General features: G+C 63.4%; 12 protein-coding genes. All 12 read left to right on the top strand.

Going from position 1 to position 13535, the window contains the following annotated elements:
• Positions 1-61 precede the first annotated feature (61 nt).
• The 12 genes from RhoBH5_RS04770 to secA all read left to right on the top strand — a co-directional run bounded on the left by RhoBH5_RS04770 (position 62) and on the right by secA (position 13504).
• The gene (locus RhoBH5_RS04770) at positions 62-1288 is read left to right on the top strand and encodes an alkane 1-monooxygenase (protein WP_007731187.1); all 1227 of its coding nucleotides are present in this window, start codon (positions 62-64) and stop codon (positions 1286-1288) included.
• The gene (locus RhoBH5_RS04765) at positions 1288-1473 is read left to right on the top strand and encodes a rubredoxin (protein WP_003940827.1); all 186 of its coding nucleotides are present in this window, start codon (positions 1288-1290) and stop codon (positions 1471-1473) included. Before RhoBH5_RS04770 ends, RhoBH5_RS04765 begins: the two co-directional genes overlap by 1 nt.
• Positions 1470-1652 carry a rubredoxin gene (locus RhoBH5_RS04760; RefSeq protein WP_003940894.1) on the top strand — a complete coding sequence of 61 codons (183 nt, stop codon included), beginning with the start codon at positions 1470-1472 and terminating at the stop codon, positions 1650-1652. The genes RhoBH5_RS04765 and RhoBH5_RS04760 overlap by 4 nt, the downstream gene beginning before the upstream one ends.
• Positions 1653-1700: 48 nt before the next feature.
• Positions 1701-2342 (top strand): TetR family transcriptional regulator, encoded by a 642-nt coding sequence (locus tag RhoBH5_RS04755; RefSeq protein ID WP_003941024.1) that lies wholly within the window; start codon positions 1701-1703, stop codon positions 2340-2342.
• Positions 2343-2402: 60 nt separating this feature from the next.
• Positions 2403-3881 carry an adenosylhomocysteinase gene (gene ahcY / locus RhoBH5_RS04750; protein ID WP_003940766.1) on the top strand — a complete coding sequence of 493 codons (1479 nt, stop codon included), beginning with the start codon at positions 2403-2405 and terminating at the stop codon, positions 3879-3881.
• Between the two features lie 80 nt (positions 3882-3961).
• A complete protein-coding gene (locus tag RhoBH5_RS04745) occupies positions 3962-4603 on the top strand; it encodes a dTMP kinase (RefSeq protein ID WP_007731190.1) in 642 nt (213 codons plus the stop codon).
• Positions 4604-4719: 116 nt separating this feature from the next.
• Positions 4720-5397 (top strand): MtrAB system response regulator MtrA, encoded by a 678-nt coding sequence (mtrA, locus tag RhoBH5_RS04740; RefSeq protein ID WP_003941013.1) that lies wholly within the window; start codon positions 4720-4722, stop codon positions 5395-5397.
• Positions 5394-7133 carry an MtrAB system histidine kinase MtrB gene (mtrB, locus tag RhoBH5_RS04735; protein WP_042450112.1) on the top strand — a complete coding sequence of 580 codons (1740 nt, stop codon included), beginning with the start codon at positions 5394-5396 and terminating at the stop codon, positions 7131-7133. Before mtrA ends, mtrB begins: the two co-directional genes overlap by 4 nt.
• Positions 7130-8908, top strand: a complete 1779-nt coding sequence (gene lpqB / locus RhoBH5_RS04730; RefSeq protein ID WP_003940768.1) for an MtrAB system accessory lipoprotein LpqB — start codon at positions 7130-7132, stop codon at positions 8906-8908. Before mtrB ends, lpqB begins: the two co-directional genes overlap by 4 nt.
• A gap of 33 nt (positions 8909-8941) precedes the next feature.
• Positions 8942-9673, top strand: a complete 732-nt coding sequence (locus tag RhoBH5_RS04725; protein WP_064074961.1) for a ComF family protein — start codon at positions 8942-8944, stop codon at positions 9671-9673.
• A gap of 175 nt (positions 9674-9848) precedes the next feature.
• Positions 9849-10529 (top strand): ribosome hibernation-promoting factor, HPF/YfiA family, encoded by a 681-nt coding sequence (gene hpf / locus RhoBH5_RS04720; protein WP_003940893.1) that lies wholly within the window; start codon positions 9849-9851, stop codon positions 10527-10529.
• A 131-nt stretch (positions 10530-10660) separates the two neighbouring features.
• Entirely contained in the window at positions 10661-13504 is a 2844-nt protein-coding gene (gene secA, locus RhoBH5_RS04715) for a preprotein translocase subunit SecA (RefSeq protein ID WP_270007987.1), read from the top strand.
• The last annotated feature ends 31 nt before the right edge of the window (positions 13505-13535 follow it).

The raw sequence follows: 13535 nt of genomic DNA, 5'->3' as shown, positions 1-13535 counted from the left end.
GTCTACCTCATAGTGAACTGACTCACAGTTTTCGGGTCGGTCCGAATCGAGGAGGTAGACCGTGTCGACGCACGTGGACTCGCAATCCGGCCAGACGCTCCCGCCCGAGCAGTGGCGTGACAAGAAGAGATACCTCTGGCTGCTCGGCCTCGTGCCGCCGACGGCGGTCTTCATCGCCGTCGGATTGGTCGCGTTGTTCAACAGTCTCGGATGGAATGCGGTCTCGCCGGTGTGGTGGTGGATCGGGCCGCTTCTCGTCTACATCCTGCTCCCGATCCTCGACGTCTTCTTCGGCCCGGACGGCGAGAATCCGCCGGACGAAGTGATGGAGCGCCTCGAGAACGACAAGTACTACCGGTATTGCACCTACATCTACATACCGTTCCAGTTGGTCAGCCTGGTCCTGGCCTGCTACCTCTGGTCGGCGACCGATCTGTCCTGGCTCGGAATCGACGGGGGACTTGGGCTGATCTCCAAGATCGGTCTGGCGATCAGTATCGGTTGTGTCGCAGGAATCGGGATCAACACCGCACACGAGCTCGGTCACAAGAAGGACGATCTCGAACGCTGGTTGTCGAAGATCACTCTGGCGCAGTCGTTTTACGGCCACTTCTACATCGAGCACAATCGTGGACACCACGTGCGCGTCGCCACGCCCGAGGATCCGGCGTCGTCTCGCTTCGGTGAGAGCTTCTGGACCTTCCTGCCGCGCAGTGTGTGGGGATCTCTGCGCTCGTCGTGGTCCCTGGAAAAGGCCAGACTCGATCGACTGGGTAAGAAGCCGTGGACAATTCGCAACGACGTCCTGCATTCGTGGTTGATGTCCGTCGTACTGTTCGGTGTCCTCGTCGCCGTCTTCGGCCTCTCGGTACTGCCGTTCCTGGTGCTGCAGGCCGTGTTCGGATTCTGTCTGCTCGAAACCGTCAACTACCTCGAACATTACGGACTGAAGCGTCGTCGTCTGGACAGCGGGCGGTACGAGCGTGCAGCACCGGAGCACAGTTGGAACAGTGATCACATCTGCACCAACATCTTCCTGTATCACCTCCAGCGTCACAGCGATCATCACGCGAACCCGACGCGTCGTTATCAGACGCTTCGAAGCATGGACGGTGCGCCCAACCTGCCCAGTGGGTACGCGAGCATGATCATCCTCGCCTACGTTCCACCGCTGTGGCGAAAAGTGATGGATCCCAAAGTCCTTGCGCACTACGGCGGCGACATCACCCGCGTCAACGTTCAGCCGTCCAAGCGTGATCGCCTCCTTGCTCGGTACGGAGCAGCGTGATGAGCAGCTATCGATGCCCGGTGTGTGAATACGTCTACGACGAATCGAAGGGTGCACCACGAGAAGGGTTTCCGGCGGGCACGCCGTGGGATGCCGTGCCGGACGACTGGTGCTGTCCGGACTGCGGCGTGAGGGAAAAGCTGGACTTCGAGCCGATGCCGGCAACGGCGGGGAGTGAATCATGAACGACTACAAGCTGTATCAGTGCGCGCAATGCGGCTTCGAGTACGACGAGGCAGTCGGCTGGCCGGAGGACGGTATCGAACCGGGCACTCGCTGGGACGACATTCCCGAAGACTGGAGTTGCCCGGACTGCGGGGCGGCGAAGAGCGACTTCTTCATGGTTGAGGTCGAACGACGGTGAGATGCGTCGGCGTCGAACGGACCTAGGTGCGGCGGTAGTGTCGTCACCATGACTTCGACGCCCACTCGTCTGCCGCAGAAAGAAGCGTCGCGCCTGCTGCTGCGTACGTCGGTGCTCGATTCGATGCGTGAGTTGTTGACCGAGCGCGACTGGTCCGAGGTGACGCTGACGGTTCTGGCCAAGCATGCCGGTGTGAGTCGTCAGACGCTCTACAACGAGTTCGGCTCGAGGCAAGGGCTTGCCGAGGCGTACGCGCTTCGCCTTGCTGACGGCTTCGTCGACGCGGTGGACGAGGCCATGGTGGCGAACGACGGACGTGCAGTCGAGGCATTGACGGCGGGTTTCGGATCGTTTTTCGCCTCCAGTGCAACCGACCCGTTGGTGATCTCTCTGCTCACCGGTGAGGCCAAGCCGGACCTGCTTCGCCTGATCACCACCGACAGTGCGGTCATCATCGAGCGCGCGTCGTCGCGGCTTGCGGAGAGTTTCCAGCGAGGGTGGATTCAGGCGTCACCCGCCGACGCCGGAATTCTGGCCAGGGCGATTGCGCGTCTCGGGCTGAGCTACATTTCGATGCCGCCGGAGTCCGAGGCTTCGGTGGCGGAGGATCTGGGCATACTGCTCGGGCCGTTCATCGACGTGGCGCGCGAGGGCCGCGCAGTAGAGGGGCGGGCGGGAGAGGGCGTCTAACCGATAGCCTGGTACACCGATAGGCTTGTGCAGAGTATGCACGTCAACCAGGAGAGGCAGATGACGACCTCAGTTTCAACAACGCCCGTGGCCGAGAGCCGTAACGGCATCGACTTCAAAGTTGCAGATCTTTCGCTCGCGGAGTTCGGTCGCAAGGAAATCCGTCTGGCAGAGCACGAGATGCCCGGCCTCATGGCGCTTCGTCGCGAATACGCAGAGGTGTTGCCGCTCAAGGGCGCTCGCGTTTCCGGCTCGCTGCACATGACCATTCAGACCGCGGTGCTGATCGAGACGCTGACCGCGCTCGGCGCCGAGGTCCGCTGGGCTTCATGCAACATCTTCTCCACGCAGGATCACGCTGCCGCCGCCATCGTCGTCGGTCCGCACGGCACCCCGGAAGAGCCCAAGGGCGTTCCGGTTTTCGCCTGGAAGGGTGAAACCCTCGAAGAGTACTGGTGGGCAGCCGAGCAGATGCTGACCTGGCCGGGTGAGCCTGCCAACATGATTCTCGACGATGGCGGCGACGCCACCATGCTGGTGCTCAAGGGCGCACAGTTCGAGAAGGCCGGCGTCGTCCCGCCGACGGACGACGACCAGGATTCCGACGAGTACAAGGTCTTCCTTGCACTTCTGCGTCAGTCCCTCGAGTCCGACAAGGGCAAGTGGACGGCAATCGCCGAGTCCGTCCAGGGCGTCACCGAGGAGACCACCACGGGCGTTCTGCGCCTGTACCAGGTTGCCGCTGCCGGTGAACTCACGTTCCCCGCTATCAACGTCAACGACTCGGTCACCAAGAGCAAGTTCGACAACAAGTACGGCACGCGCCACTCGCTGCTCGACGGCATCAACCGCGGCACCGACGTTCTGATCGGCGGCAAGGCTGCGCTGGTCTGCGGTTACGGAGACGTCGGCAAGGGTTGTGCCGAGGCACTTCGCGGCCAGGGCGCTCGCGTCGCGGTCACCGAGGTCGACCCCATCAACGCCCTGCAGGCGCTCATGGACGGCTTCGAGGTCAAGACAGTCGAGCAGGCCATCGGCTGGGCCGACATCGTGATCACGTCCACCGGTAACAAGGACATCATCACGTTCGAGCACATGAAGGCCATGAAGCATCAGGCCATCCTGGGCAACATCGGTCACTTCGACAACGAGATCGACATGGCCGGCCTCGAGAAGTCCGGCGACGTCACGCGGATCAACATCAAGCCGCAGGTCGACGAGTTCACGTTCGCCGACGGCCACTCGATCATCGTGCTGTCCGAAGGCCGCCTGCTCAACCTCGGCAACGCGACGGGCCACCCGTCGTTCGTGATGAGCAACAGCTTCTCCAACCAGGTCATCGCGCAGATCGAACTGTGGACGAAGCCGGACGAGTACGACAACGAGGTCTACCGCCTCCCGAAGCACCTCGACGAGAAGGTCGCCAAGATCCACGTCGAGGCACTCGGTGGCACGCTGACCAAGCTCACGAAGGATCAGGCAGAGTACATCGGCGTCGACGTCGAAGGCCCGTACAAGCCCGAGCACTACCGCTACTGACCCGGTGATTCGTCACTGAGGATGTAGTGTCCGCCGTCCCCCGGTCTGCGCAAGCAGGCCGGGGGATAGGCTTGTCCGCCGTGGGAACACTGGTGGCATTGGAAGGCCTCGACGGCGCTGGAAAGCGAACGTTGATCGGCAAAGTGGAGAGCGAACTCCGCCGCGGCGGCACGTCGATCGCGACTCTGGATTTTCCGCGGTACGGGAAGTCGATCCACGCGGATCTTGCTGCCGAGGCACTCAAAGGATCGCACGGAGACCTGGCTGAATCCGTGAACGCGATGGCAGTCCTGTTCGCCCTGGACCGCGCGGGTGCGGCGGATCGGATCTCGGACCTGTTGTCCGCCAACGACATTGTTCTCCTCGACCGCTACGTGGCGTCCAACGCCGCCTACAACGCGGCGCGCGCGCATCAGGGCGTGGACGGCGAGATGGTCGCCTGGGTCCGTGAATTGGAGTTGGGTCGACTCGCTCTTCCCGCTCCCGATCTGCAGTTGTACCTCGACGTACCGGTAGCTCTGGCCGAGCAGCGTGCCCGCTCGCGTGAGGCCGAGGACGCGTCGCGTCAGCTCGACGCCTACGAGCGCGACGGCGGCCTGCAGGCCAGAACCGGTGAGCTCTACAAGCAGTTGGCAGCGACGGACTGGGTCTCGCCCTGGTGGATCGTGGGGCCGGAGACGGACCCGGGCGAACTGGCGCGCAGGCTCGCGGATTTCGCGTGATCGGTCACCCTTGCGGCCGGGATTCGAACTTTCCGGCACAGTAGAGGGAAAGACGCGGCACGCCGCACGGCCTCGTAACGGTCTGATTCATCGCTCCGAGATGCAACGATAGGGATATGAAACCAAGGATTCTGGTTGTCGACGACGACACGGCACTCGCCGAGATGCTCACGATCGTGCTGCGTGGTGAGGGTTTCGATCCCTACGTGGTAGGCGACGGAACCCTGGCGCTCGCGGCAGTGCGTGAGACCCGGCCCGACCTCGTCCTGCTCGATCTCATGCTTCCCGGAATGAACGGGATCGACGTATGCCGAGTTCTGCGTGCGGATTCCGGCGTGCCCATCGTGATGTTGACGGCCAAGACCGACACCGTCGACGTCGTGCTCGGCCTCGAATCCGGTGCGGACGACTACATCATGAAGCCGTTCAAGCCGAAGGAGCTGGTGGCGCGGGTGCGTGCTCGCCTGCGCCGTACGGAAGAGGAGCCGGCCGAACTGCTGAGCATCGCCGACATCGTGATCGACGTTCCGGCACACAAGGTCAGCCGCGGCAGCGAGCAGATCTCGCTCACACCACTCGAATTCGACCTGCTGGTCGCATTGGCGCGCAAGCCGCGCCAGGTGTTCACCCGTGAAGTCCTCCTCGAGCAGGTGTGGGGATACCGCCACGCCGCCGACACCCGCCTGGTGAACGTGCACGTTCAGCGTTTGCGCGCCAAGGTCGAAACTGATCCCGAGAATCCCGAAGTGGTTCTGACGGTCAGGGGGGTCGGCTACAAGGCCGGACCGCCGTGAGCGGAGTTTCCAGGTGGCGTCGTCGTCTCAACCGACGGCTGACGCCATTTCTGCGGTGGTGTCACTCGATGAGCAACACCCTCGCGCACACGTGGCGACGCTCGCTCCAATTGCGAGTGGTCGTCTCGACTTTGACGTTGTCCTTGATCGTCATCGTCATTCTCGGTGTCGTGCTGACCAGCCAGATCACCGATCGGCTGTTGGAAACGAAGATCACCGCGGCGACCGAGGAAATGGACCGAGCCCGCGGCATCGTCGAAGACCAACTCGCGGGCGTCGACGATTCGACGGCGCTCAACGTTCAATTGGAAAGCGCTGCATCCGGACTGACGAGCCGTCGAAACCAGACCTCGGGCCAGGCCTCCGGGTCGGCCGGCACCTTCGACCCGGTGCTCATCGTGCCAGGGGACGGGCCGCGCCAGCCGACGAGTTCGGGACCGGTCGATCAGATCCCCGACAACCTTCGCGAGTTCGTCAAACGCGGCCAGATCAGTTACCAATTCGCGACGGTGTCCAACCCGAACGGTTACTCCGGACCCGCGCTGATCATCGGTAGCCCCACCGCGTCGTCGATATCGGGACTCGAGCTGTACCTGATCTTCCCGCTCGCCAGCGAAGACCGGAGTCTGTCGCTTGTTCGAAGCACCCTGCTGATCGGTGGAGCCGTGTTGCTGGTGCTCCTGGCTGCGATTTCGCTGTTGGTTGCCAGGCAGGTCGTGCTTCCCATCCGATCGGCCTCACGAATCGCGGTGCGTTTCGCAGACGGCCGACTCAAGGAACGAATGCCGGTCCGCGGCGAGGACGACATGGCGCGCCTGGCCATGTCCTTCAACGAGATGGCCGAGAGTCTGTCCAAACAGATCACCCAGCTGGAGGAGTTCGGCAGTCTCCAGAAACGCTTCACCTCCGATGTCAGCCATGAACTCCGCACACCTCTGACCACGGTCCGGATGGCAGCCGACCTGATCTACGACGGCAGCGAGAACCTCGACCCGATGCTGCGTCGGTCGTCGGAACTGCTTGTCGCCGAACTGGACAGGTTCGAAGGGCTACTGGCGGACCTCCTCGAGATCTCCCGTCACGACGCCGGTGTCGCGGAACTTGCGTCCGAACAACTCGACGTCCGTATGTGTGCGCGAGCGGCCGTTTCCACGGTTCGCCATCTCGCCCGCGAATCCGGCACCGAACTGATCGTGGACATGCCCGACGAGCCGGTCATGGCAGATGTCGATCCGCGCCGCGTCGAACGCATCCTGCGAAATCTCCTTGCCAACGCCATCGACCACGGTGAGGGGAAGCCGATTCTGCTTCGCCTTCGCGCCGACGACAATGCCCTCGCCTTCATCGTCCGCGACAGTGGCGTCGGGTTGCGTCCGGGCGAGGAGAAGTTGGTCTTCAACCGGTTCTGGCGATCGGACCCGTCCCGCGTGCGCCGCAGTGGCGGCACCGGACTCGGCCTCGCGATCAGTGTCGAAGACGCGAATCTGCACGACGGCAAGCTCGAGGCCTGGGGCGAACCGGGAGTCGGCGCCTGCTTCCGGCTGACGCTCTCGCGCACCCGTGGCAAGAAAGTCGTGTCGAGCCCACTGCCTCTCAAGCCGACGACCACAAAGTTCGTCCGCACGCCGAGCGAAGCCGACATCGTCGCCGATACCGTCGGCGAGGTCACGTCGTCCCTGCCGACTCCGCGCGAAACTGACTCACGGAACGAGTCCAACGGTGGGGATCGATCATGATCGGAACCCGCCGTCGTCTGGCACTTCTCGCAACAACGCTCAGCGTGCTGTTGCTGACCGGCGCGTGCGCGAGTTTGCCGGAATCCTCCTCGCCGCAGGCAATCGGAACTCTGGCAACCGCTGTGCCCGGAACCTCCGTCGAATCACCGGCCTCGGGGCGAGAGCCGGACCTGCTGGTACGTGACTTCGTCAAGGCGAGTACCGATCCGTCCAACCGGCACGCCGCAGCCCGTCAGTACCTGACCAAGGACGCTTCGGCGCGTTGGGACGACGCGGCAAGTGCTGTCATCGTCGACAAGGTCGATGTGCTCTCGGTTTCTCGAACCAGCACCGAAGCCGTCTACACGATTCGTGTGAACAAGGTCGGTCGCCTCGACCCGGGAGGACTGTACGTTCCCGAAGAGGGCAGCTTCGAAGCGAGGATGACCCTGGCGTTGACCGACGGCGAATGGCGGATCAGTGATCTGCCTCCCGGCGTGATCATGGAGCGTCCGCAGTTCCTCGGCGCTTACCAGCGGAAGTCGTTGTTCTTCCTCGACCCCACCAGCCAGACGGTCGTCCCCGATCTTCGCTGGATCTCCGGCGGGCAGGACCAGGTGGCGGCTCAGCTGATCGGTCTGATGATCGACGGACCGAAGGCAGCGCTGGCGCCGGCTGTGCGAAACGAACTGGGCAATGGCGTGTCGGTGATCGGTCCGATCACCAAGGCCGACGGTAAGCCGGGACAGGTCGGAGTCGGTCTCGGTGGTGTGCGCATCAACTTCCGCCTTGACAACCCGATGGATGCTGCTACTCGCGGTTTGTTTGCAGCACAGGTCATTTGGACGCTCGCCAACGCCGATGTGGCAGGGCCGTACGTTCTGGAGATCGACGGCGAACCGCTGGACGCGGCTCATGCCGACGGCTGGACCACCGCCGACGTCGCATCCACCAACCCACTGGCCACCACGAGTGCAACAGTCGGACTGCATGCACTGCGCAACGGGTCACTGGTGAGTGTCACCGAGCAAGAGGCGACTCCGGTGCCCGGTTTCGCGGGCAATGCGGGCAACCTCACGGCGGCTGCTCTCTCACGGGACGGCAAGTTGGTGGCAGCCGTCGCGGACACCGCTCGGCCGGATCCCGGCACAAGATTCGACTTGTCGCTCGGGACATACGGCGAAGGGTCCGTTCCGGTACTCGAAGGCAGCGCCATCACCAGGCCTTCGTGGGAGTTGGACAACAACGCGGTCTGGACGGCTGTGAACGGCAATACCGTCGTTCGGGTCGTCCGTGAACCAGGCACCGGCCGGGTGTCGGTCACCAACGTCGACGTCGGGGCCCTGACGTCGGTCGGTTCCACGATCTCGGAACTGCGTCTGTCGCGGGACGGCGTGCGAGCGGCGATGATCATCGACGGCAAGGTCTACCTGGCTGTGGTCGTGCGCACCGCCAGCGGGGTCTACGCCCTGACGAGTCCACGCGCAGTGGCCTCCGGCTTGGGCAGTACCGCGCTCTCACTCGACTGGAGCAACAGCGACACCATCGTGATCGCGCGCAGTGGAGCCGACATACCGGTTGTCCAGGTCGCGATCGACGGCTCACGGATGGACGCGCTGCCGAGTGGAAACCTGACCGCTCCCGTCACCTCCGTGGATGCATCGCCGACCACCGAGTACGTCGCCGACGCGCGTGCGGTGTTCCAACTGAACAACAACGACCCCGCCGGGGATCGCCGCTGGCGTGAGGTGACCGTGCTGACCGGACAGAAGGCGATTCCGGTTCTGCCTGGCTGACGCCTCTGCGCTCTGGTGAATGTCTGCGCTCTGATGCATGTCGGTGCTCAGGTTCATGATTCGGCCATGGGGGACAAGAAATTCGGTGCCGGTCTGCTCGACCTGCTGTTGCCACGCGAGTGTGGTGGGTGTGGCCGCTCGGGGACTCTGTGGTGCGGTGAGTGCGCGGAACTGCTGCGCGATCATCCGCTTCAACTGAGTCCGCGCGTGGATCCGGGCGTGCCCGTCTGGGCACTCGGCCGCTACGACGGCCCCAGGCGGCGCAGTGTGATCGAGATGAAGGAACGGGGTCGTCGGGACCTCGCGATGCCTCTGGGGATCGCTGTGGCCGACGCGTTGGCCACTCTGGAACGGTGGGGCGAGCTCGGCAGCGGGGGTCGTCCGCCGATCGTGCTGGTGCCGGCTCCCACGCGCGCCCGAGCGGCGCGATCTCGCGGAGGTGATCCGATTCGCCGGATAGCCGAAAGTATGCGTGGAAAGCGGGAAATTGGTTCTGTCGCGGGTCGTCCGGTACGTGTCTGTCCGATTCTCCGGATGACGCGAGGTGTACGTGACTCGGTGGGACTGTCCGCGGCCGACCGGGTGACCAACGTGAACGGTCATGTGTCTCTCGACACCACTGCGATCTCTTCGATTGCCGGGGACAGTGACATCGTCCTGCTCGACGACGTCCTCACCACGGGAGCGACTGCGGCAGAGTCGGTTCGGGCCCTCTCGCTCAGTGGGATTCGGACAACTCTCGTGCTTGTCCTTGCAGGGGCTTAGATGAATTTCGTTGGAACAGTGGCACTCGCGCGCGTTACGTACTAGCGTCGGCGGCACACCCGAAAATACTGGTAGGAGGTGGTACTTCGATACTGGTGCCGGGCGGATCCCCTCTCGGTACTTGCAGAATTTGCCGCCGCCCACCGTGGGGCGGGGCCGTAATTGGGAGGTACGAGTGACGACCCCTTCGCAAGCCTCGTTTTTCATCGAGGACGCCACCATCGAGCGTTCCGAGAATGCCGCAGCTCCGAGATCCGACGTCGTAGTCAAGGGACGAAATGTCGAGATCCCCGATCACTTCCGAATCTACGTTTCGGAAAAGCTGGCGCGACTCGAACACTTCGACCCCTCCATATTCCACTTCGACGTGGAACTCCAACATGAACGCAACCGACGACAGGCCAAGAGTTGCCAGCGCGTCGAGATCACCGCTCGAGGTAAAGGCCCGGTGGCCCGAGCCGAAGCGTCCGCAGACAGCTTCTACGCCGCCTTCGAATCGGTGATCGACAAGCTCGAGAGTCGCCTCCGTCGAACCAAGGACCGCAAGAAGGTCCATTACGGCGACAAGCGACCGGTGTCCGTCGCGGAGGCAACCGCCTCCCTCGTCGACGCAGACTCACTCGGAGTCACACCGGACATTTCGCTGAACGGTCAAGAGCCGGACGAGTACGACGGCCCGGGACGCGTGGTCCGCACGAAGGATCACCCGGCCGAGCCGATGACCATCGACGACGCTCTCTACGAGATGGAACTGGTCGGACACGACTTCTTTCTCTTCCATGACAAGGAGTCGGACAAGCCGTCCGTCGTCTACCGTCGTCACGCTTTCGACTACGGATTGATCCGCCTGACATGACCCAATCGGTGGTGGGTTTGCTCGCTCGCCGCCGGTAGCGCCTACCATGGAATCCGGCCGGAGTTTTCGGACCCCGGCCGGATTTTCAGTGTGTGACCCCCTGTCGCCGAAGATTGAGGACGAAGAAGACTGTGCCGTCGCTGTCGCTATCGAAGCTGCTCCGTGTTGGTGAAGGTCGCATGGTCAAGCGGCTCAAGCACATCGCCGAGCATGTGGAATCTCTGTCGCCCGATGTCGAAGGCCTGACAGACGAGCAACTCAAAGCCAAGACCACCGAGTTCCGTGAGCGCTATGCCGCCGGGGAAACTCTCGACGAGTTGCTGCCCGAGGCATTCTCGGTTGCCCGCGAGGCGTCGTGGCGCGTGATCGACCAGAAGCACTTCCACGTGCAGATCATGGGCGGCGCGGCCCTGCACTTCGGCAACGTCGCCGAGATGAAGACCGGTGAGGGCAAGACCCTGACCTGTGTTCTTCCGGCATACCTGAACGCGATCGCGGGTGACGGCGTCCACGTGGTGACGGTCAACGACTACCTCGCCAAGCGTGACTCCGAGTGGATGGGCCGCGTTCACCGCGCCCTCGGCCTCGAGACCAGCGTGATCCTCTCGGGTATGACGCCGGCCGAGCGCCGCGTCGCCTACGCAGCCGACATCACCTACGGCACCAACAACGAGTTCGGGTTCGACTACCTGCGCGACAACATGACGCATTCGTTGGACGACCTGGTCCAGCGTGGCCATGCGTTTGCCATCGTGGACGAGGTCGACTCGATCCTCATCGACGAAGCCCGAACCCCCCTCATCATCTCGGGCCCGGCCGACGGCTCCAGCAAGTGGTACAGCGAGTTCGCGCGCATCGCGCCGCTGCTGAAGAAGGACGTTCACTACGAGGTCGACATCCGCAAGCGCACCATCGGTGTGCACGAGGCGGGCGTCGAACTGGTCGAGGACCAGCTCGGTATCGACAACCTGTACGAAGCCGCGAATTCGCCGCTGGTGAGCTACTTGAACAACGCGATCAAGGCCAAGGAGCTCTACACCAAGGACAAGGACTACATCGTCCGCGACGGTGAGGTCATCATCGTCGACGAGTTCACCGGCCGCGTGCTGGTCGGCCGCCGCTACAACGAGGGCATGCACCAGGCGATCGAGGCCAAGGAGAAGGTGGAGATCAAGGCGGAGAACCAGACCCTTGCCACCATCACCCTGCAGAACTACTTCCGTCTGTACGACAAGTTGTCGGGCATGACGGGTACCGCCGAGACGGAAGCTGCCGAGCTTCACCAGACTTACACGCTCGGTGTGATCCCGATCCCGACCAACCGTCCGATGGTCCGAGTCGACAACGGCGACCTCATCTACAAGACCGAGGAAGCCAAGTTCGACGCGGTGGTCGACGACGTCGTCGAGCGCCACGAGAACGGCCAGCCCGTCCTGATCGGTACCACCAGCGTCGAGCGCTCGGAGTACCTGTCCAAGCAGTTCACCAAGCGCGGCGTTGCCCACAACGTCCTCAACGCCAAGTTCCACGAGAAGGAAGCGACCATCATCGCCGAGGCCGGTCGCTCCGGCGCGGTCACCGTCGCGACCAACATGGCCGGCCGCGGTACCGACGTCGTGCTCGGTGGTAACCCGGACATCATCGCGGACATCGCGCTGCGCAAGAAGGGCCTCGACCCGGTCGCGACGCCGGACGAGTACGAGGCGGCTTGGGACGCAGTCCTGGACGAGGTCAAGGCTGAGGTCAAGGCAGACGCCGAGAAGGTCCGCGATGCCGGCGGCCTGTACGTCCTGGGCACCGAGCGTCACGAATCGCGCCGAATCGACAACCAGTTGCGTGGTCGTTCCGGACGTCAGGGTGATCCCGGCGAATCGCGGTTCTACCTCTCGCTCGGTGACGAGCTCATGCGCCGTTTCAACGGTTCGGCACTCGAGTCGATCATGACGCGCCTGAACCTGCCCGACGACGTCCCGATCGAAGCCAAAATGGTCTCGAAGGCCATCAAGAGCGCTCAGACCCAGGTGGAGCAGCAGAACTTCGAAATTCGCAAGAATGTCCTCAAGTACGACGAGGTCATGAACCAGCAGCGAACGGTCATCTACAAGGAGCGCCGCCAGATCCTCGAGGGTGAGGACATGGAAGGCCAGGTCGAGCAGATGATCACTGACGTGGTCACCGCCTACGTCGACGGTGCCACCGCCGAGGGATACGTCGAGGACTGGGATCTCGAGCAGCTGTGGACGGCGCTGAAGACGCTGTACCCGGTCGGCATCGATCACAAGACGTTGGCAGGGGAGGACGGCGCAGGCATCAACAGTGACCTGAGCCGTGACGACCTGCGAACCGCTTTGCTCGAAGACGCCCACGCGGCGTACAAGAAGCGCGAAGCCGAGATCGATGCGATCGCCGGCGAAAACGGTATGCGTGAACTCGAGCGTCGTGTCTTCCTCTCGGTCCTGGACCGTAAGTGGCGTGAGCATCTCTACGAGATGGATTACCTCAAGGAGGGAATCGGTCTGCGTGCGATGGCCCAGCGCGATCCGCTGGTCGAGTACCAGCGCGAGGGTTACGACATGTTCATCGGCATGCTCGACGGATTGAAGGAAGAGTCCGTCGGATTCCTCTTCAACCTGCAGGTCGAGGCAGCTCCGGCGCAGCCCGCAAGTGGAATTTCCGTCACCGCGGGCTCTGCCGCCGCGGCGTCCGCCACGGCGCCCAAGCCGCTCCCCACGCAGGAGGCTGCGGCCAGGACAGCCGGAACTGCCGCCCCGACGGCGTTGCGCGCCAAGGGACTTGACGACGAAGGTCCGTCGCGTCTGACGTACACCGGCCCGGACGAGGACGGCAAGGCAAAGGCAACACGTGACTCGGCTGCCGACACCGGCGACGGTGCCGCCTCTCGTCGCGAACGTCGTGAAGCCGCACGGACGCAGTCGAAGAGCAATCGAGCTCCGAAGTCCAAGCGCAAGCGCTGAGGTATTAGCGCAGTCAGTACTCGGCAGGCTG

Origin of the sequence: Rhodococcus sp. BH5 (assembly GCF_027583855.1) — a bacterium.
In the GTDB taxonomy this organism is placed as follows: Bacteria; Actinomycetota; Actinomycetes; order Mycobacteriales; family Mycobacteriaceae; genus Rhodococcus_F; species Rhodococcus_F qingshengii.
The sequence above is the reverse complement of the archived record's forward strand: the minus strand, read 5'-3'. Positions and strand labels throughout refer to the sequence as shown.

Bases quoted from the DNA above. Each gene is read 5' to 3' on its own strand.
- RhoBH5_RS04765 (WP_003940827.1), top strand. From the start codon at position 1,288: ATGAGCAGCTATCGATGCCCGGTGTGTGAATACGTCTACGACGAATCG.
- RhoBH5_RS04760 (WP_003940894.1), top strand. From the start codon at position 1,470: ATGAACGACTACAAGCTGTATCAGTGCGCGCAATGCGGCTTCGAGTAC.
- RhoBH5_RS04755 (WP_003941024.1), top strand. From the start codon at position 1,701: ATGACTTCGACGCCCACTCGTCTGCCGCAGAAAGAAGCGTCGCGCCTG.
- ahcY (WP_003940766.1), top strand. From the start codon at position 2,403: ATGACGACCTCAGTTTCAACAACGCCCGTGGCCGAGAGCCGTAACGGC.
- mtrA (WP_003941013.1), top strand. From the start codon at position 4,720: ATGAAACCAAGGATTCTGGTTGTCGACGACGACACGGCACTCGCCGAG.
- lpqB (WP_003940768.1), top strand. From the start codon at position 7,130: ATGATCGGAACCCGCCGTCGTCTGGCACTTCTCGCAACAACGCTCAGC.
- RhoBH5_RS04725 (WP_064074961.1), top strand. From the start codon at position 8,942: ATGCATGTCGGTGCTCAGGTTCATGATTCGGCCATGGGGGACAAGAAA.